19 protein-coding genes and 1 tRNA gene are annotated in these 20,162 nt (G+C 48.5%); 18 read left to right on the top strand and 2 right to left on the bottom strand.

What is annotated here, in order from left to right; translation table 11 throughout:
* The first annotated feature begins 162 nt into the window (after positions 1–162).
* The 5 genes from ACQY2K_RS06580 (at position 163) to ACQY2K_RS06600 (ending at position 6,423) form a co-directional block, all read left to right on the top strand.
* Positions 163–1,203 carry a M42 family metallopeptidase gene (locus tag ACQY2K_RS06580; RefSeq protein WP_428041193.1) on the top strand — a complete coding sequence of 347 codons (1,041 nt, stop codon included), beginning with the start codon at positions 163–165 and terminating at the stop codon, positions 1,201–1,203.
* Between the two features lie 15 nt (positions 1,204–1,218).
* On the top strand, positions 1,219–3,567 hold the full coding sequence (locus ACQY2K_RS06585; protein WP_428041194.1) for a hypothetical protein: 2,349 nt from the start codon (positions 1,219–1,221) through the stop codon (positions 3,565–3,567).
* 20 nt (positions 3,568–3,587) lie between these two features.
* Positions 3,588–4,016: a PCC domain-containing protein gene (locus ACQY2K_RS06590; protein WP_177748000.1), complete on the top strand. Its 429-nt coding sequence runs from the start codon at positions 3,588–3,590 to the stop codon at positions 4,014–4,016.
* Between the two features lie 280 nt (positions 4,017–4,296).
* Entirely contained in the window at positions 4,297–5,502 is a 1,206-nt protein-coding gene (locus tag ACQY2K_RS06595; protein ID WP_428041195.1) for a hypothetical protein, read from the top strand.
* A gap of 636 nt (positions 5,503–6,138) precedes the next feature.
* Positions 6,139–6,423 carry a GIY-YIG nuclease family protein gene (locus ACQY2K_RS06600; protein ID WP_428038177.1) on the top strand — a complete coding sequence of 95 codons (285 nt, stop codon included), beginning with the start codon at positions 6,139–6,141 and terminating at the stop codon, positions 6,421–6,423.
* A gap of 55 nt (positions 6,424–6,478) precedes the next feature.
* Here the strand turns inward: ACQY2K_RS06600 and hydG are convergent, their stop codons facing one another.
* Positions 6,479–7,861 (bottom strand): [FeFe] hydrogenase H-cluster radical SAM maturase HydG, encoded by a 1,383-nt coding sequence (gene hydG, locus ACQY2K_RS06605; protein WP_428041196.1) that lies wholly within the window; start codon positions 7,859–7,861, stop codon positions 6,479–6,481.
* A gap of 66 nt (positions 7,862–7,927) precedes the next feature.
* Here hydG and smpB point away from each other — a divergent pair, with 66 nt between their 5' ends.
* The 9 genes from smpB to ACQY2K_RS06650 all read left to right on the top strand — a co-directional run bounded on the left by smpB (position 7,928) and on the right by ACQY2K_RS06650 (position 15,459).
* On the top strand, positions 7,928–8,398 hold the full coding sequence (gene smpB / locus ACQY2K_RS06610; RefSeq protein ID WP_177747992.1) for an SsrA-binding protein SmpB: 471 nt from the start codon (positions 7,928–7,930) through the stop codon (positions 8,396–8,398).
* Between the two features lie 69 nt (positions 8,399–8,467).
* Positions 8,468–8,551, top strand: a tRNA-Leu gene (locus ACQY2K_RS06615).
* A gap of 122 nt (positions 8,552–8,673) precedes the next feature.
* On the top strand, positions 8,674–9,393 hold the full coding sequence (locus tag ACQY2K_RS06620; RefSeq protein ID WP_428037729.1) for a cell division protein FtsQ/DivIB: 720 nt from the start codon (positions 8,674–8,676) through the stop codon (positions 9,391–9,393).
* Between the two features lie 42 nt (positions 9,394–9,435).
* Entirely contained in the window at positions 9,436–10,686 is a 1,251-nt protein-coding gene (gene ftsA, locus ACQY2K_RS06625; protein ID WP_177747985.1) for a cell division protein FtsA, read from the top strand.
* A gap of 12 nt (positions 10,687–10,698) precedes the next feature.
* On the top strand, positions 10,699–11,850 hold the full coding sequence (ftsZ, locus tag ACQY2K_RS06630) for a cell division protein FtsZ (RefSeq protein ID WP_428037730.1): 1,152 nt from the start codon (positions 10,699–10,701) through the stop codon (positions 11,848–11,850).
* 14 nt (positions 11,851–11,864) lie between these two features.
* Positions 11,865–12,956 carry a PilT/PilU family type 4a pilus ATPase gene (locus ACQY2K_RS06635; protein ID WP_177747979.1) on the top strand — a complete coding sequence of 364 codons (1,092 nt, stop codon included), beginning with the start codon at positions 11,865–11,867 and terminating at the stop codon, positions 12,954–12,956.
* Position 12,957: 1 nt separating this feature from the next.
* On the top strand, positions 12,958–13,638 hold the full coding sequence (gene cmk / locus ACQY2K_RS06640) for a (d)CMP kinase (protein WP_428041197.1): 681 nt from the start codon (positions 12,958–12,960) through the stop codon (positions 13,636–13,638).
* Positions 13,628–14,221: a lysophospholipid acyltransferase family protein gene (locus ACQY2K_RS06645; RefSeq protein ID WP_428037551.1), complete on the top strand. Its 594-nt coding sequence runs from the start codon at positions 13,628–13,630 to the stop codon at positions 14,219–14,221. The genes cmk and ACQY2K_RS06645 overlap by 11 nt, the downstream gene beginning before the upstream one ends.
* Before the next feature lie 47 nt (positions 14,222–14,268).
* Positions 14,269–15,459: a S1 RNA-binding domain-containing protein gene (locus ACQY2K_RS06650; RefSeq protein ID WP_177747970.1), complete on the top strand. Its 1,191-nt coding sequence runs from the start codon at positions 14,269–14,271 to the stop codon at positions 15,457–15,459.
* A 221-nt stretch (positions 15,460–15,680) separates the two neighbouring features.
* Here the strand turns inward: ACQY2K_RS06650 and ACQY2K_RS06655 are convergent, their stop codons facing one another.
* Positions 15,681–16,430 (bottom strand): CBS domain-containing protein, encoded by a 750-nt coding sequence (locus ACQY2K_RS06655; RefSeq protein WP_177747968.1) that lies wholly within the window; start codon positions 16,428–16,430, stop codon positions 15,681–15,683.
* A gap of 69 nt (positions 16,431–16,499) precedes the next feature.
* Between ACQY2K_RS06655 and ACQY2K_RS06660 the strand changes: the two genes are divergently transcribed.
* From ACQY2K_RS06660 to ACQY2K_RS06675, 4 genes are all read left to right on the top strand, one after another.
* Positions 16,500–17,684: an AlbA family DNA-binding domain-containing protein gene (locus ACQY2K_RS06660; RefSeq protein WP_428041198.1), complete on the top strand. Its 1,185-nt coding sequence runs from the start codon at positions 16,500–16,502 to the stop codon at positions 17,682–17,684.
* On the top strand, positions 17,681–18,007 hold the full coding sequence (locus ACQY2K_RS06665; protein ID WP_428041199.1) for a stress response translation initiation inhibitor YciH: 327 nt from the start codon (positions 17,681–17,683) through the stop codon (positions 18,005–18,007). Before ACQY2K_RS06660 ends, ACQY2K_RS06665 begins: the two co-directional genes overlap by 4 nt.
* A 4-nt stretch (positions 18,008–18,011) precedes the next feature.
* Positions 18,012–18,473: a type IV pilin protein gene (locus ACQY2K_RS06670; RefSeq protein WP_428041200.1), complete on the top strand. Its 462-nt coding sequence runs from the start codon at positions 18,012–18,014 to the stop codon at positions 18,471–18,473.
* Positions 18,474–19,077: 604 nt separating this feature from the next.
* Positions 19,078–20,162: prepilin-type N-terminal cleavage/methylation domain-containing protein (locus ACQY2K_RS06675; protein ID WP_428041201.1), on the top strand; the 1,085-nt coding region annotated here is incomplete at its 3' end.

Raw genomic sequence — 20,162 nt, forward strand, 5'->3', positions numbered from 1 at the left:
TTTTACTATTTTTTGCGTTTTGTGGGGCGGCGGAATTGGATTAGTTGCCGCGTCTAGTGTATTTACGCGGTGCGGTTGGCGGGGAAACCGACGGAAAAACTTGCAAAAAAATACCTTTGTGGGTATAATGTAGATACCTTAACTGCCTAAAAGTGAGTAAAAATGGACGCAAAATTAGATTTTTCTATTCTTAAAACCTTGACCGAACTGCCCGGCGTGTCCGGACGTGAAACCGCCGTACGGGAATATCTAAAAAACCTGCTGAAAGATTCGGCGGACGAAATCAGCACTGATACATTGGGTAATTTAATTGTTTTTAAAAAAGGAACCTCAGACAAAAATTTGCTTTTTTGTGCGCATATGGACGAAGTGGGCCTGATGATTCACTTTGTGGACGAGCGCGGTTTTCTGCGCTTTGTAACAGTGGGGGGAATTGACCCCCGCACGCTTTTGGCCCAGCGCGTGCGCGTACAAACCAAGTCGGGCGCGTTGCTCGGCATCATCGGTACCAAACCCGCGCACATCACCACCGAGGCAGACCGCGGCAAGGCGGTAGGCATAAAAGAACTTTTTATTGACTTGGGGCTGCCGGCCGACGAGGTCAAAAAACGCGTGGAACCCGGCGATTGGGCGGTATTGGACCGCAGTTACGAGGAATTTGGCGACGGTAAAATTTCTGCCAAGGCTTTGGATAACCGGGCGGGTGTATTTGTCCTGGCCGAAGTGGTGCGTGCCTTAAAAAATCCCTTTTATAATGTATATGCCGTTTTTACGGTGCAAGAGGAAGTCGGCTTGCGCGGGGCTACTACGGCCGCTTATGGCGTAAAGGCGGATGTCGCCTTGTGTTTAGATACTACGGGTGCGGCCGATATCCCCGGCTGTGCGCCGCAAGATTATATTTGTTCGTTGGGCGGCGGTGTGGGGCTTACGGCCCTGGATGCGCGAACGATTACGCCCGAAAATTTATTGAACGAACTCAAACAGATTTGTGATACACACAATATCCGCCGGCAGGTGCGCGTGGCACCCCGCGGCGGAAATGATGCAGGCGCGGTGCACTTGTCAAAAACGGGTGTACTCACTTGCGGATTATCAGTACCCACACGCAATATCCACTCCAATGTGGAAATTATCAGCAAACAAGACCTGGAAAATACGTTCCGCCTGGCGTATTGGGCGGGGCAGAACGGCCTGAAAGTATAGGCCGGAGGATAGATTATGAGTACATTTCAATTAGGCAAAAAAAGAGCCGTTTTTTTGGACGTAACAGATTATTTGAATAACCCCGCTTACCAAATAAGCGAGGAGGATAAAAAATCCCTGTCGCGTTTAGATGTAGCCTACCGCGCACTGGTTTCCCTTTTATATAACTATGTGCCCACTTCCGGCCACCCGGGGGGCAGTATTTCCAGCGGGCGGTTTGTAGAACACCTTTTATATAAAGATATGGCTTACGATATCACGCATCCGCACAAGGACGAAGCCGATATTATTTCTTATGCGGCGGGCCATAAAGCCTTGGGCCTGTATGCTATGTGGGCCTTGCGCAACGAGTGTGCGCGTATTGCGGCACCGGAACTGTTGCCCGCGAGCGACAAGGAACAACTGCGCTTGGAAGATTTGCTCGGCTTCCGCCACCCCAAAGTGCAGGGAACTCCTCTTTTTAAAAAATTCCACTCCAAAGCCTTGGGCGGCCACCCGGAACCGCTTGTTCCGTTTGTGCGTACCTCTACGGGCGCGAGCGGCGTGGGCGACGGCTCGGCTGTCGGGCTTGCGCTTGCGGCGGCAGATGCCTACGGCGAAAATTGCCCCGTAGTGCATATTGTGGAAGGGGAAGGCGGTTTAACGGCCGGGCGCGTGAGCGAGGTAGCGGGTATGGCTGCTACGGCACAGTTAAAAAACACGGTTTTTCATATTGACTGGAACGAAGCCTCTATTGAAAGCGAACGTGTTACTTCCGACGGAGAACACCCCGGCGACTATGTGCAGTGGAACCCGATGGAATTTTTCTATATCCACGATTTTAACGTCATCCGCGTGCCGGACGGACACGATTACAACCAAATTCATATTGCGCACAAACTGGCGGAAGAAATCAAAAACCACCAGCCCACGGCGATTGTCTATCGCACCGTAAAAGGATGGCACTACGGCATTGAGGGCAAGGCTTCCCACGGTTCCGGTCATAAATTCGCTTCCGAAGGGTTTTATAAATCTTTGGAAGAGTTTGAAAACACCTTTAATGTTAAATTTCCGCACTTTGAGGGGGATAAAACGGCTGAAAATGTGGGAAAATACTATTGGGACAGTTTGTTGACCGTTCGCCGTGCGTTAGAAGCGGATAAAACGGTAGCCGCCTTTGGCGCGGCGCAGTTAAAAGCCGCCGGTCAAAAATTGGCAGCCAAAAACCGTGCCGTCCGTGCGGACTTGGGGAACTGCCAGGACCTTTACACCAAATTCCACGAAGGGGAAATTCCGGCGGAATTTGTGTTTGAAAAAGGAAAATCTTATACTACCCGCAGTGTGTTGGGGGCGGTGTTAGCCTATTTAAATAAACATACGGGCGGTACGATTTTGACGGCCTCTGCTGATTTATACGGCTCTACGGGGGCCGCGGCGATTGCCAAGGATTTCCCGGCGGGCAATTTTAACACGCAGACAAATCCGCTTTCGCGCCGTTTGTCCGGCGGCGGCATTTGCGAGGACGGTATGGCCGCCCTTTGCACGGGTATTTCCGCCTTTGGAAAACACGTGGGCGTATCTGCTTCGTATGGTGCGTTCTTGGCCTTTGAACACGTGGCGGCCCGCTTGCACGCCATCGGGGTACAAAGCGCGCGCGAAGCAGGCGTGAACCCCAACACTTTTATTATGTTTAACGGACACGCCAGTGTGCCCACCGGTGAGGACGGCCCGACTCACGCCGACCCGCAATCTCTGCAACTGGTACAGGATAATTTCCCCAAAGGAGCCTGTATCACCATTACACCTTTGGAAGTTGATGAAATTTGGCCGCTTACGGTGCGCGCTTTATCTTTGCGCCCGGCCGTGTTTGCTCCGTTTGTGGTGCGCCCGTCTTATGCGTTAATGGACCGCGAGGCCTTGGGGGCCGACCCGGCTATTAAGGCTGTAAACGGTGTGTATTATTTGCGCCGCGCCAAAGGCAAGGCCGCCGGTACGGTAATTGTGCAAGGCGCGGGTGTAGGCCGCATTGTGGTAGAAAAGGTGTTGCCTGCCTTAAACGCGGGCGGGCCTGACTTAAATGTGCTGTATGTAGCCAGCCGCGAACTGTTTGAAGCGTTGCCGAAAGAAGAGCAGGATAAAATCTTGCCGCCCGAAATGTTGCGTACGGCAATAGGAATTACGGACTTTACCCTCCCGACGCTTGATTGCTGGTTAAATAGCGTGGCCGGCCGCGCACACTCGCTCTATCCGCATAAAAAAGGCGAATTTTTATCCAGCGGTTCGGCGGACAAAGTTTATGAAGAAGCCGGGTTGGACGGAAACTCCCTGTTGGCGGCATTAAAAAATTACGCGCACGATTTGGCGCAAGCCCAAGAGTGGCTTTAACATATTTATAGGAGATGAAAATGGCAGAAGAAAAACCTTATTTAACCGGACGGACGTATTTATTTAAACTCCCGAAGGGAAAAGATTTGTTGGAAACCTTGGCCGATTTTTGCCACGATAACCAAGTAAAATGCGGTATCGTAAGCGTAATGGGCTCGGTGTCTAACGCGACGGTCGGCGTATATGACCAATCCAAAAAGAAATACGATAAAAAAGTAATCAACGAAGAAATGGAACTGATGTCTCTTACGGGCAATATCAGCATCCAGGATAACCGCCCCCAGGTGCACGCGCACGTGGTGATGTGCGGCAAAGATTACAATGCTATCGGCGGGCATTTGTTCCCCGGCACCAAGATTTACGTTTGCGAAGCGTATATCCAGGAACTGGTGGGCGAACCCAAAGTAAGACGCTCCGATAAGGTTACCAAACTTTCGCTTTGGGCCTAATCCGGACAAGTAGAAAATTTGTCCCGCGCTTGTGCAGTATAGGCAAGTGCGGGATTTTTTTGTGGTTTCAGCCTGTTGTTATCGCTGTTGCCGCCAACCACTCCGGGAGGGTGAAAGAGCCTAGCATTCCTCATTTCCTCTACCCTTGTCAAAAGGGGGGCATAATACAAAGTATTTATTCTATAAGTCAAGCGGAAAATAAAAAAGGAGTTGCCAAAGCGTAAAGAAAAGAGTTTAATAAAAAGGTAGGGTAGTAAAAATTATACAGGAGGAGTATCTAATGAAGAAACTACTAGGCTTGCTTTTGGCTATGACTATGGCGTGGCCTGTTACGGCAAGTGCAGAAGTGCTCAAAAACGTGGACCTCAAAGGTGAAATCCAGACGATTGCCTCTGATGCCCGCCACGATAAAGGCAATATGTATAAATCCGGCACGAATTTCCGCGTGTTGGCTGGTTTGTCCGCTGATTTAGTGGAAGACGTAAGAGCCAATGTGCTGTTTCAATATAACGACGCTTGGTTGAGCGGTACCGAAGGCAACACCGTACAGAACTATTGGGACGAAGTCCGCTTGGCCGAAGCCAATGTGGTGCTTTCCAACCTGTTCTGCTGCTTGGAAGCCACGGTCGGCCGCCAATTCTATGGCGACGAAGACAGCGCCGTTATGTATTTCGGCCCCAACCACTATGTGTTCGGTATGAACAAAGCCCCGTCTTTGGACGGCGCTAAACTGGTTTATAGCGACGATTTTAAAACCTTCACGATGCTCGCCGGTAAATTGGTTACCTACGATAATGCTGGTGTACAGACCGATGACGTCACCGTGTACGGCTTGGATTTGAAACTGAACCTCACCGATACCTTGACCGCCCAAGTTTACGGTTATGATTTTATGAACAGCAAATATGATGCTGCCACCGAAAAGAGACACGAAGGTTTCTATGGTGCCAAAGCCACCTTTGCGCCCGAAGCCGCTACGTTAAGCGCGGAATATGCCCGCGGTTACGAAGCCAACAGACTGTTTAGAGAAGGCCATAACTCTCCGTATATGGTGAAAGTGGATGCGGCCCTGAATATGGACGTAATCACTCCCAGAGCGGCCTTCTACTATGCCAAAGGTGTAGTTTCTCCGTTTGGTAACTACTACCCCGGTTTGGCTATCGGCCACGCATTAGCGGGTCACGGTGATTCCTTTGCTGAATACTCTGCTGATGGTGTGAGAATGTTCAATGTGGGTATGGACTATGTGTGGAACAAGTTTGTGTTCTCCTTGGACGGTTTCTCCTTCCAAGACCGCACCGCCAAAGACTCCTCCACTTGGGAAGCCGACTTGGTGGCCAAATACAACCACAACGACTATGTCCAACTCTTTGCCGGTATCGGTTATGCTAAATACAGCAATGCCGAAAGCGATACCTTTGGCAGAAAGAATCAAGATACAAAAGACAATACCGTTGGCCAGTTGGGTATGCTGATTAAGTTCTAACTTAACTGACTACTGATAGTTTTGTTGTAAGCCCCGCCCTCGTGGCGGGGCTTTTTGCTGGGTATTTTGTTGTTTTGTCGTTATTTCGGTAGGGGTGGCGGCCTACATTGTCCGTGGGTGTTTTGGTTGTTTCGTCGTCATCCTGGAAAGTTGTAGTCCAGGATCTGCTGTTATTAAAATAAGGAAAACGACAGATTCTGGACAGAAGCCTTCCAGAATGACCCTCACTTTATAAACGGCAGGATTTCTTGCGATAATAATTCCAAAGTAAGTAGTTTATACTTTGGTTATTTGTTCTTGGTGCACACTCATAGAGTTTTGATATGGGCTTATTGGTTCTGTTTTACCGTCATCCGATAGGCTCGCGGCCCACATTGTCCGTGGGTGTTTTTGTTGTTTTGTTGTCATCCTGGAAAGTTGTAGTCCAGGATCTGTTGTTATTAAAATAAGGAAAGCGACAGATTCTGGACAGAAACCTTCCAGAATGACCCTTAATTTTATAAACGGCAAGATACAGGAACGCTCCGCATTGGCAAGGATTCCAAATGTCCTTTATTTTATAATAACCGAGTCCTTTGGCGCAGGGCCAATAATAAATCTTTGTGTTAAAAGGAGGGTTATTGTTATAATTTTTTTATGTCTTTTGTGTATATTTTGACTAATGCTACCAATCAGGTTTTATATATTGGGGTTACGAATAATTTAGTCCGGCGTGTATATGAACACCGAACGAAAATAATACCCGGTTTTACCGAACGGTATCACTTAAATAAATTGGTATATTATGAGTGCTATACGGATATCGTTCAGGCAATAGCGCGGGAAAAGGTGCTTAAATTTTGGAAAAGAGCGTGGAAAAAGCGATTAATTGATAAGTTTAACCCCGCTTGGAAAGACTTATACCCAGAGATTTGTTTGTAAAAATTCCCGCCCTAAAACATCAGGGCGGGGAAAATAAACCATTAGTAAAGCAGAACTAAAAATATAAGTCCCGCTTGCCTGCTTTAATTTTGGCTAAATTCTCGTCAATCATTTTGCGTACGGAAGTTCCCTCTTTAAAGGCTTCCCGGGTGGTGCTGTCAATCAGCGCGTACCCTTTGGCCTTTAACGGGGCGGGGGCAAAATCTTCCAAGTATTCGGCAAATGTGAACATAGCATTGGGCAGACAGTGGGTTTTAATCAGCCCGGGTTTAGCCATATCCATAAAGTCCTTTCCCACGCGGCCCAAGCGGTAACAGCCGGTGCAGAAAGACGGCATATGTTTGGCATCTACCACGGCATCAATCACTTCGGCCAAGGAACGGCTGTCCGTCAGGGTGAATTGGCTACCGTTTTGCTTGTCATACGAGTATCCGCCGGGGTTCACACACGAGGCCGCAGAAATCTGCGATACGCCCAGTTCCAGGCAGGCATTGCGCATTTCAGGAGATTCGCGGGTGCTCAAAATAATACCCGTGTAAGGCACGGCCAGGCGCAGAACGGCTACGCATTTTTTAAATTCGTCATCGGTTAATACGTCGTTCGGGTGTTGGCTGAAATCAGAGCCTTCGGCGGGTTCAATGCGCGGAATAGAAATGGTGTGCGGACCCACGCCGTAGGTTTTATCCAGATACCAAGAGTGTTCCAAGGTGGCTAAGATTTCGTATTTATGGTCATAAAGGCCGAGGAGCGGCCCGATGCCCACGTCGTTAATGCCTGCCTGTAACGCGCGGTCCATAGCGTCCAATCGGAACTGATAGTTCTTTTTGGCTCCCGCCAGGTGGAGTTTTTCATAAGTTTCCTTATGATATGTTTCCTGGAACAACTGGTAAGTGCCGATGTTGCACTTTTTCAGTTCTTCAAATTCGGGTTCCGTTAGCGGCGCGATATTTACGTTTACGCGGCGGATATTTTGTCCGTTCCAGCGGGTGTCGTAAATGGTTTTAATGCTGTCGTACACATATTGCAGACCACCACCGGGATAGGCTTCCCCGGCTACCATTAAAATACGTTTGTGCCCTTGCTGCAACAGCGCGGTAACTTCCTGGCGGATTTCGTCCTGCGTGCTGGCGTGGCGCTTTAAATGCGTATTGGAGCGGCGGAACGCACAATAAATGCACTCGTTGGTGCAAATGTTGGAAATATACAGCGGTGCAAAAAGAACAATGCGGTTGCCGTAAATGGCCTCTTTGACATATTTGGCCGCGGCGAATAAATCATTTAACAGTTTTTTGTCCGTAATGTTTAACAGTACGGCGGCTTCTTCAAGCGAAATGCCTTTTAACAGGCGGGCCTTATTCAAAATATCTGCTACCTCGGCGTCCGTATGGGACTTGGCTCTTTCCAAGGTGCGTTGCAATTTTTCGTTATCTATAATCATACATATATCATAGCACTTTTGGCGGGGGCGGTTTTCTGCGGGGTGCGGATTTGCTATGATATATCTATGCCTAAGAAGGAATCTGTGTTGGTCGTTTGCTCCAACCGCAAAGCGTACCACGATTATTTTATAGAAGACACTTACGAAGCCGGACTTGCACTTTTGGGGGCGGAAGTAAAATCTGTCCGCCAAAAGGAACTGAGTTTGGAGGGCAGTTTTGTGCGGGTGGAAAACGGTACGGCGCGTGTGTATAATATGCATGTGAAGCCGTATAAGTTTAACTCCCTGGTGGAGTTGGACCCCACACGCCCGCGGCAACTGTTGCTAAATAAAAAAGAACTGCGTAAATTGGCTGCCAAGGCCGAAATTAAGGGGTATTCCTTGGTGCCGGTAGAAGTGTATTTTAAAAACGGCTGGGCTAAAATCAAATTGGCCGTGGCCAAAGGCAAGCACTTATTTGACAAGCGCGAAAGTTTAAAAAAGCGTGATTTAAACCGCGAAATGGAACAGCATTTTAAGAATAATATCCGCTTTTAATTCCGGCGGCGGCAATACAAAATAAAATGCTGGATTTTTTCGCTGTAATATTCTAAAATATACTTAATTGGGCGGGTGGCGGAATTGGCAGACGCGTACGGCTCAGGACCGTATGGACGAAAGTCCTTAAGGGTTCAACTCCCTTTCCGCCCATTTTATTTTTGGTTCCACCTACTATGAGAAAGAATGACTACCGGCCGAAAGCGGCGTCTTTAAGAAGCAGAAAACGCAGCCCTCGGCAAAAGAGAGGGTCATCCTTTTTTTTTAAACTTTTTTTGTGGCTTATCGTTCTTGGCCTCGTCGCAGGGGCCTGGTTTGCCGTTTCTAAAACCTATCAACTTTTAATCCACGCGCAGTGGACCAACTGGCACGCTAAGGAAATTGCCGTAGAGGGTGTTTCCGGGCAGTTAAATAAGGGCTTAGCAGGCCTGTCGGACAAGTACCGGGGGAAGGCTTTTTCGTTAAAGGATTCCGCCGCCCTGCGTGCGGATATCGTGCGCAAATACCCGATGTTAAAGGACGTGTCTGTCAGCCGCGGTATTTTAAGCGGAAAACTGACCGTGTCGGCCAAGCACCGTGTGCCGGTGGCTAAATTTGTACTGCCGGACGAATCGGTCAAATATATTGACGGCGACAGTACCGTTTATTCGGACCCTGCACCCAATGTATTAAACCCGGTGCCGTTTGTGGAATTGGAGGGGGCCGTTCCGGATAAGTTAAGCCCGGAATTTATTGATTTGGTGGAAAGCACTTTGAAATTAAAAAAAGAATTGGACTATGCTTTTTTGCGGATGAATTTAAAGGAAAATACCGTTAAAATGTATATGCCGGACGGTTCTTTAATTGATTTCGGCGAGGCGAAGAATCTTAAAAAGAAAGCCGCCCGTGCGGCGCAGATTATGTCCTTTTCGCGCGACAGATATGTGCATCCGCTCCAATTAGATTTTGAATTTTTTGAATACGGAAAAGTTTTTTTAAGACAGAAGTTTCATTAAGTTTTATAATAGAAGTAAGATAAATTTTTTTAGGTGGATTTTATGGCTAAAACAAATCTTATTACAGGGCTGGACGTCGGCAGTGGAAAGTTGACTTGTATCGCCGCCGCACATGATTTTGAAACAAATACCTTAAAGGTCCTCGCCGGGCGCAGTGTTCCGTGCCGGGGCATTAAAGGGGGGATGGTGTCGGATATCCGCGAAACTTCCGCCGCCGTTACCCATATTTTAAGCAGCATTGAACGCGAGTGCAACCAAAAAATTGGCAGTTTGTACGTCGGCGTGCGCGGGGCGCATTTGGAATCTTTTTCCAATCACGGGACGTATAATATTTCCCGTATGGATAAAGAAATTACCCAGGCCGATATGGAACTGGCGATTGAAAATGCCAAGGCAATGCCCATTAAAAACGATAACGAAATTATCAACGTCATTACCCAGGGCTATGCCATTGATAAACAAAAAGGCATTACGAATCCGGAAGGGATGGAAGGTTCCCTATTGGAAGTTGATGTGCACATTACTACGGGTTCCTCTACCCACATTAACAACTTGGCTAAGGCTATTCAGCGTCCGGGTTATAGTATTGACGATACGGTTTACGGATTAGTGCCGTTGGCGGATGCGGTGCTTACGCAAGAGGAAAAGGAAATCGGTGCGTTGCTATTGGATTTCGGCGGGGAAACAATGTCTGTGGGTATCTACATTGACGGCATTTTAAAATTCTCCCGCGATATCCCCTACGGGTGCGATTTGATTACAAGCGATTTATCCCGCCTTTTGCACACCAGCCGCCAAAATGCCCGCGAAATTAAGGAAAAATACGGCGTGGCGTTCCCGACGTTTTTGGACGAAGAGGGCGAAATTGCCGTTCCGTCCTTAGACGGGCGCAGTACGCATAATATCAAAAAGAGTTATGTGCTTGATATTATCCAACCGCGCGTGGAAGAATTGATTGAGCAAGTCGGCCATGTGGTGGATACGTCCGGCTATAAAAACTTCCCCGTGGTGGGCGTGGTAACGGGCGGCGGTTCCGTGATGCCGGGTATTACGGAGCATTGTTTAAGCATTTTGGGCTTAAAAGAGGTGCGCCGCGGTGTAGTGCAGCGCGATTTGATTACGAGCGACGAACAGTTTTTTGACCCGCTTTACAGTACCGCTATGGCTCTTGTTATTTACGCGGCGGGTAACCCGGGTTATGACGATTACGGTGCCGGTTCGTACGACAACGGCGGCTCGCTGTTTGGCAAATTTGGTAAATTTATCAAAGGGCTGGATATTTTTGGTAATTAAGGACGTTTTCTTATGAAAGATTTATTTATGCCGGCCGGCTCGTTTGAGAGCAAAAAGGCCAAAATTAAAGTAATTGGTGTCGGCGGCGGTGGCGGAAACGCCATCAACCATATGGTGAACGCCGGAATTAAAGACGTGGATTTTATTGCCGTCAATACCGATGCGCAGGATTTGCGCCGCAACCAGGCTCCGTATTTGGTTCAGGTGGGCGAAAAAATCACCAAGGGATTAGGTGTCGGCGGCGACCCGGAAAAGGGGAAAAAAGCAGCCGAGGAATCCAAGGAAAAATTAAAACTGATTATCGGACAATGTGATTTGTTGTTTATCACGGCCGGTATGGGCGGCGGTACGGGTACGGGTGTGGCTCCGTATTTAGCCAAACTTGCCAAGGAAATTTACGGCGACGATTTGCTGGTGGTGGGTGTTGTTACGCGCCCGTTTAATTTTGAGGGATACGTCCGCGAAAAGCAGGCCGACGAAGGCATTAAAGAAATGCAGAAGTATGTGGACTCTATGATTATTGTCCCGAACGAAAAACTTTTTGCCAATATTGACCCGGAAACTTCCTCCCGTGATGCGTTTAAAATGGTGGATGAAGTGCTGTTGCAGGCTGTAAAGGGTATTTCCGAAGTGATTACAAAACCGGGCGAAGTGAACATTGACTTTAACGATATCCGCAAGGTAATGTGCCACTCCCATAAATCCCTTATCGGCATTGGCGAAGGCAGCGGGCCGGGGCGGCATTTGTTGGCCGTCAAACAGGCTATATCTTCGCCGCTTTTGGAAAATGCGGATATCCGCGGCGCAAAAGGGTTTATTGTCCATTTTTCCGCCGAGGAAAACTTGACCCTTTTGGAACAGGGCGAAGTGATGAATTTAATCCGCCAGTACGCCAGTAACGATTCTATTATTATGTTCGGACACTCGTACGATTCCACTTTAAACGGGATGTTTAAAGTAACGGTTATCGCTACGGGTTTCAGCGCCGAAAAGGCCAGCGTTTTCAGCGCGCGCCGGCCGCTTCCCAATGCCGGTATGCCGGCTTCTTTTTCTGTTAAAAAACCTGCGGCCGAGGATATGTTTACTTCGTATGAACCCAAAATATCCGAGCCGGAGGATGCTATGCTTATCCCGGCGTGTTTGCGCCGCAAAAAAAACCGGTAGTATAGGAGACTTATATGGCGGTAGGATTACAAAGTTTATTAAGAACAGTAGTGGACAACAAAGCCAGCGGTTTGCATATCCGCGGTAATTCCAACGCGTATGTGCGCTTGAACGGGCTGATGAAGCCTATTGATGACAGTTTTTTGCCAAACGACGAAGTCAAAAAAATGGCCTATGCCTGTATGGGCGAACGCGAACGCCGTATTTTTGAACAATATAGCGCGGTGGACTTTTCGTTGGATGCCAAATCTTTTGGACGTTTCCGCTTTAACGTATTCCGCCAAATGGGCAAAATTTGTATGGCTATCCGTCATATTCCGCTCAAAATCCCTACCTTTGAAGAACTCCGTTTGCCGGGAGATATTTTGCGCAAAATGTCCAACACGCGCCGCGGGCTCATCTTGGTAACGGGTATGACGGGCTCCGGTAAGACATCTACTTTGGCCGCTATGATTGACCATATCAATAAAAACCGCGCCGGACATATTTTGACAATTGAAGACCCTATTGAATTTATGCACACGGACAACCGTTGTATTGTCAGCCAGTTGGAACTGGGGGTGGATACCCCGTCTTATACGGCGGCTTTGCGCGCGGCTATGCGCCAAGACCCCGACGTGATTTTAATCGGCGAATTGCGCGACCCCGAAGTAATGCGCGCCGCTGTCGGCGCGGCGGAAACGGGCCAGTTGGTGTTGGGTACTATGCACACGGTAAACGTAACACAGACGCTTTCGCGCTTGGTGGATGCGTTCCCGGTGGAACAGCACGACCAGGTAAGACTCCAACTGTCCGAACTTATCCGCGGAATTGTCTGCCAACGCTTATTGCCGACGGTTAAACCCGGTATGCGCCCGGCTTTGGAAATATTAGTTTCTACCCCGCAGGTCCGCAAACTGATTTTGGAAAATAAACCCAGCGACTTGCAAAAAGCAATGCAACAGGGTGAATTTTACGGGATGAATACTTTTGACCAAGCATTAGCCCACTTGTACAAAGAGGGGGCTATTGACCTGGAAACGGCCCAGTCCGCCGCCACCAGCCCTGATGCTATTATGTTGGCTATCCGCGGTGTAAGCGGCAGTTTGGATGCGGTGAACGAATAGTATGCGCACAAACGGATATTTAATTGCTATTGACGGTACCGCCGGAACGGGTAAATCCTCGGTGGGGTGTGCGGTGGCCGCACATTTGGGATACGGCTTTTTAAGCACGGGGGAAATGTACCGTGCTCTGGCCTATAAGGTGTTTGCTAAAAAAATTAATCCCGAGGACCACGATGCGGTGTTGGAAGCCGCCCGCCAGTTGCGTTTTACATTTATGCGCCAGCCGGATGCCAAACTTAAAATGTTTGTGGACGGCGAATATTTGGGCGACAAACTCCATTTAGAAGAAGTCGGCGCAGTTGCCAGCCGCGTTTCCACCAACGGCGAAGCCCGCCGCGTGCTGACCGACAAAATGCGAGACGTAGGCGAGGACGGCGGTATCGTAATGGAAGGGCGGGACGTGGGAACGGTGGTGTTCCCGGATGCGGAAATTAAATTTTATTTAGATGCGTCCGCCGAGGAGCGCGCCAAACGCCGGGTCAAGCAGTTAAAGGAAGCCGGACAAAAGGCTGATTACAACCAAATTCTAAAAATGATTCAGGAACGCGATTACCGGGACAGCCACCGTGCCGTCAGCCCCTTAAAACCTGCGGAAGATGCTGTGGTAATTGACACTTCTTCCCTTACAATGCAGCAGGTAATAGATACGGTTTTGGAGAAAATCAAACACTATGCTTCTTAATTTGATAAAATTAATAGCAAGGATTTATTTTAAAACCTTTTACGATTTTAAAGTAGAAGGACTTGAAAATATACCCAAAACGGGTGCCCTGATTATTGCAGGGAACCATTTGTCCAATGCGGATCCGCCGGCTATCGGCAGTTTTGCCGGGTTGGTGCGCGATTCCCGTTTTGTTGCCAAAAAGGAACTGTTTTCCGTTCCCGGGTTGGGGTGGTTCTTCCGCCGGAGCGGATATATTCCTGTGGACCGGGCGCGCTCCATAGATGCGTTTGGTTCGTTGCAATCGGTGGTGCACGCTTTGGAAAAAGGCGAAAGTGTGGTGATGTTCCCCGAGGGAACCCGCAGTAAAACGGGCAAGCCGCAAAAGCCGAAAAGCGGTATCGGGTACTTGGTCTATACGACAGGTGCGCCGGTGCTCCCGGTAAAAGTAGAAGGGACCTTTGGCTGGCCGTGGGTGCGCAAAATCCGTGTGAAATTCGGGACGGTAATGCACTTGAAAAAAGACCCGGCCCTGGACCATAAAGCGCAGTATAAACAATTTGCAAATCAAATAATGGAAGAAATAAATTCAATTAATATCTAACGGAGGTTACGCAGTTCTCCCGCAGGGAAGAACTGTAATAAGGACTTATGACGATGAACGAAGAAATTAAAAATACCGAAGACACAATTAACGAACAAGAAATGACGATGGCCGAGTTAATTGCGCAGCAAGAGTCTTTATCGGAGAAGTTGTACAAAAAAGAAATCGTAGAAGTACCCGTAGTACAGATTAACCAAGATTATATTTTGGTGGATACCGGCGCTAAAAAAGAAGGCGCGATTGCCGTTGCTGAATTTGAAGGCAAAACCCTTCCCGCCGTGGGCGATACCATTTCCGCCGTGCTCGTAAAACGCGGCAGTGATGAACGTCCGTCCATCTTGTCCCATAAAAAAGCCTTGGAATACTTGGGTTGGGACATCTGCAAAAAAGCCTACGAAGCCAAAGAACGCGTAAAAGGTACGATTGTACAGTGCGTAAAGGGCGGTTACATTGTGGAAGTGTTCGGCGTGAACGGTTTTATGCCGCTTTCCTTGTCTGAACTTCACACGGCTTATAAACACTATTTGCCCGTAGGTGCCAAAATCAAAGCCCAAATCGTAGAATTTGCCAAGGAAAAACAGAAACTTATCATTTCCCGCAAGCAAGTGTTGGAGGAGGACGAAGCCGTCCGCCGCGAACAAGTGTTGGGCGAAATTAAAGAAGGCGACGTGTTGCGCGTAGTGGTTTCCAAAGTAGATAAGGACAAATTGTTCTTACGCTTCCACGGCATTGAAGGCGTGGTGAACTTGGAAAATATCGCCTGGAAAGAACCCGAAACGGCTATTTCCAATTTCCGCCGCGGACAGCGCCTCAAAGCCAAACTCTTAAAATTGGATAAAGAAACCCCGAGATTGGAGTTCGGTTTGAAACAACTCTTCTTGAATCCGGCTGATGCGTTGAAACGCCGCTATCCGTATAAGAGTTCCGTTAAAGCCGTTATTACCAAAGTAGATGCCGAAAACGGTGTAGAATGCACCATTGGCAAAAATAACACCAAAGGGTTTATCAGCCCCTTTGAAATGGGACGCGACTTTACCGCCAAGGAAGGCGACACCATTACGGCGCTCGTAGTCGGTGTGGATCCGGAAACCTTTACGGTGAACCTCTCCGTCAAGAAATACGACCAAGTGCAAAACCGCAAAGTGGTCGCCCAGTATTTGAAACAGGCCCCGCGCCCGACCCTCGGTCAGTTGTTGCAGGACTCTTTCAAAACCGGTTCTGACGAAGAAAACAAATAAGTTAGATATTATTGAATCCAAACCCGGAGCATACAACCTATGCCCCGGGTTTTTGTTGGATAACATAAGGATGATCCCCCAGGGAACTTCTGTCTGGGGTTTGTTGTTATAAATAGAAAAGTAGATTTCTTTCAAAATGGCTCTGATTTTAAGAAAAACAAATTCCTGCCCCCTGCGGACAGCCAAATTCCGCAGAGATGACAAAAAACAAAGACTGTTATTTATTTGGTGAGGCGGGCCCAGAGGGAACCCTTTTCATTTGCGGACGGCAGGCTTTCTTTGGGCAAAACACCCAACAAAATGCCTTTATCGTCCACCACGGGCAAGGAGTCTGTTTCGGCGTGTAAAAACAATTCGCGGGCCTGTTTTGCGCTATCTTGCGGGTGCAAAAAAACAGCCGGGCTCATCACGCTGCCACAAACAGATTGGGCGGTATAAAAAGCCAACTCGGCGGTGCGGATAAATCCTTTTAATTCGCCGTCTTTCCCGGTAACGTAGCAAACCGCAGGCAATTTTTTGCGCGGCAAACTTTTCAGCCGCTCAATCAGCGCGGAGAGTTTGCTTTCCGTACGGACTGCCACAAAATCCGTACGCATCAGCCGGCCTGCGCTGTCGGGAGAAAAGGAATTGGCTTCCGTTAGCAGTTTTACAAAGGCGGGTTCCAACGCAGCGGACAGGCGCTCGCGGTACGGGGTGGAAAATTCCTTCCACAATTTAGCCGCCTGCTCCACATTTAGCCTCGCCAAAATATAGGAGGCTTGTTTTAACGGCAACCGCCGCAAAACAGCCGCCGCCTTCGGCGGGTCCATCGGGTTTAGGCAACTTACCACCACCTGCGCTTTAAGCGGGCCGATTAACAGCAAGACTTCGTGCGTCGCCAAAGAAGCCAGCGCACGGGCGGCCTCTTGCGGAGCCGCCAAAATAAATTTTTCAGTTATTACACCCGCCAAGGCGTGCATAGGAGCGTTCATTTAAATTATCCTCTGTTAATTTATTATAATAAATTAACGCCCGATAAGGCCAAACTGTGAGGTGAAACTATGTTTTTTAATAAGCCTTTTCACGCCGTAACTTTTCAAGATGTAGTACAATTCTGCCGCCGGGGACTGCCCGAAGGCAAACAGTTAGATTATAAATATATTATGCCCAAGAACCGCGAAAAATTCGCCAAAACGATTGCCTCGTTCGCCAATGCCTTGGGCGGCCTTATCATTTTGGGGGTGCAAGACGACCGCAACGACCGCCCCAAACCGCCCTTTACCGGGATTGCGTACCACGAAAAAATGCGCAACTCCATTGAGGACGTTATCCAAGTATATATTGACCCGATTGTATTCGTGGATATTAACATTTGCGTAAGCCCGAACGGGGACAGGATGTTCGTCCTCATCAATATTCCGCAAAGCAACTTAACCCCGCACCTGGTCGGCCCGTCCAAACGGGCGTATATCCGCACCGGGCAGAGCAGCCGGCCGGAAATAATTGTGCACCCGGCTAAACTGCCGTGGCTGTTGGACCACCGCCAAAAATCCGAGCGGTTGCGGCATATCCTTTATGATAAAGCCGAAAGCCATTTTGAAAATTACTTAAAAACAATGAACGTTTCCGCCAACGGCGAAACGGTCTGCACTTTATCTCTTTTGCCGTTGTATCCGGACGAACCTTTGACCGATTACAAAAAATTGCCCGAAATGATAGCATCTTCTTCTTCCCGCGCCCCCTACGGCACAATGGCAGACCCGGACTATCCGCTCCGTCCGGTGCAGGACGGCGTGGCGGTAATTTCCAACACGCGCGGCGTATATAAGATGACAGAATTCAACGATTACGGCCTGATAATGAATAAACAAATCGCATCCCGGGAGGAAATATTTAACGGCCACACCGCCAAAACCGTACGCATAGAAGTATTGGCGCAAAATGTAACGCTCTTTCTGCTCACCGCGCGCAAATTTTTAACCCGGCTTGCCTTTGGCGGACCGTTGTATTTCCGCTTTAAAATGAACAACACGCGCGCTTTGCGCGCCCTTTTCGGCAAGCGGCAGGCCACCGTACTGGAAGATTATTTGCGCCTGGATAGAGAAATTACACTTTCCGATTTAGACGCCCGTCTGCCGGAGTTGCTGGCTAATGTACTGCAAGAAGCGGCTTGGTCGCTTGGTTTGCGTACCGACTCAAACGAAATTAAGGACTTAATTAAAAATACCTTGGGAGAAGCCAAATGAGTGAAATTTTTTACTCTACCGACCCTAATTTTTGCCCGCATTGTAAACATATTCCGTGCATCTGCAACCAACTGGGCGCGCCCAAAAAGCAAACCGAGCCGGTACGCGTGCGCTTTGTAAAAAACACCAAGGGCAGTGGAACAACAGTAGTGGAGCGTCTGCCGCTCCACCCGCAGGGAAAGGAAGAGTTACTTAAAAAAATGAAAAAGGCATTAGGCTGCGGCGGTACGGTAAAAGAAGGACATCTGGAAATACAAGGCGATAAAAAACTGCGCGCGGCGCAAATTTTGGAAAAAGAAGGCTACAAAGTCCGCATTTTATAAAATTATGATGAAGGGTTTTACACTAATTGAACTGTTGGTCGCCGTACTTATTATCGGCATTTTATCCGCGGTGGCTGTTCCGTATTATTACAACGCGGTGGAAAATGCGCGCATTACGGAAGTGGTGCTTTTATGGGGACGGCAAAAAAACTTTGCAAACGGACGTTTTATGAGTGCGGAACAGGCGGCCCGGCTAACGGAACAAATTAAAAAGGCAAATTTAAAATATTTCACGGGCGAGGCCGTCTGCCGCCCGGAAAATAACGAAGATATCCCCTGTTGGGAATCCGTTTTCACGCAAACCGCACCCAGTCCGCACGCCCGCTACCAACTGACGACTGCCAACAATTTTATGGATTTGGCCTGTATTGGCCTAAACCGTGCAGGCGAAAATTTTTGCGAGGGGCAATCCCGCCAATCCGCCCCACGCGAAATAGACGGCAAAACAGCCTATATTATTAGATAAGCCTGCGCCCACAAGGGGCCGGATATATCGTTATTAAATTAGAGGTCATCGTGCATTGCCGCCCATACCGCTAGGCATCACCCCGTAAGGTTTCTGGACAGGAAGTGTTGTTATTAAACAAGCAGGTCATCCTGAACTTGTTTCAGGATCTACCGATTGTGTTGTTTGGCTTTTGCATTGTTGTTGTCGTCATCCTGGAAAGTCGTAGTCCAGGATCTGTCGTTTCGTAAGGGAACAACAACAGCAAAAACAGATTCCCGACTACTACTTTCGGAAATGACACCTTTGCAATGGCACCAGCCTATTCCCTCTACCAAAAAAACGGGTCAAGCCAATTCCAAAACTGCGCAATATTTTCAAAAAGTTTATCAATTAGCCGTAAATTCGTATCCAAGTTGTCAGGCTTGTGCAGAGGCTTGACTCCGTTTTTTTTTTTGGTAGATTTTGGTGAGCAGAGAGTTCGTAAGGGGGGACGTGCGTGGTGGTTAAAAACCGCTAAAAAGGGTGTTTTTGCTCGTTCTTTCTGTCCCTCCTCTAACAAGACAGAAAGCCACGGGGCGTACGCAATACTATCCGTACGCCCCCTATTTTAAGGGGAGGCAAAATGAAAAATAACCGAAAGAAGAAAGCGTTTACGCTTACGGAACTTTTGGTAGTGGTCATCGTGATAGGCGTCTTGTCCGCGGTGGTATTACCGAAATTCAACAAAGTAATTGAGACGCGCAAAACGACGGAAGCCGAAGAAATGATGGCAGCCGTGAGAACGGAACAGGAAAGACGCTGTGCCCTGGATAAGGACTATACCACGGACGCGGCCACGGTCAATTTGGCCTCGTTAAAGACCAAGAACTTTAATTACACATTAAAGAACACGGGCATAGAAGCGGCCAGCACTGGTAAATACGGCTATACATTAAAAATGCCGTCTTACCGGGACGGACGCTTGTGCTGTGATAGCGCGGAACAATGCGCCAAGTTAAATAAAAATTATCCTTTGTGCAGTGAACTGACCGCCAAGGCGGACTACACGATCGGCGAGGAGTGCTCGGCGGGTGAAGTCCCCGATAATACACCGAAAACTTGTGAAGGTTCTTCTACGCAAGCGTGCGGATGCAAAAACGGCGGCACACGAACGAGAACCTGCGATACGACTACGGGTACTTGGAGCGCGTGGAGCGCCTGCTCTATTGCCGACTCTTGCGAATGTAAGGGAGTGCAACCTGCTTCCTTCCAATCTTGCAATACTTGCGGAACGCAAACGCGCCCGATAACCTGTAACTCGGCTACGGGCGAGTGGGTTCCCGGCGAATGGGGTGCGTGCGACAAGACAGCAGCAGAATGCAACTCAGGCGAGTGTACAAATGGAGACACGAAGACGGAAGCCTGTGGTAATTGCGGAACGCAAGAGATCACTTGTATTAACGGAAGATGGATCGCTGGCATTTGCCAAAACCAAGGGGAATGTAAGGCTGGGACAATGTCATTTGATGGTGGTGCATTGTGTACTAACGGTGGTGGTTTCGTCCAAAAGACAACGGTTAATAACAAGTTGGAGACAAGTGTAGATACAAATATAAATGCGAATTTCTCTGACAATATTAATGGTGGTAATACAAATACTGGCTCCATTAAGACCTATTCGGGCCGTGTGTGTAATGATAAATGCCAATGGGAAGATATGTCCTGTAA

The sequence above is a fragment of the Candidatus Avelusimicrobium fimicolum genome (assembly GCF_021632165.1).
Taxonomy (GTDB): domain Bacteria; phylum Elusimicrobiota; class Elusimicrobia; order Elusimicrobiales; family Elusimicrobiaceae; genus Avelusimicrobium; species Avelusimicrobium fimicola.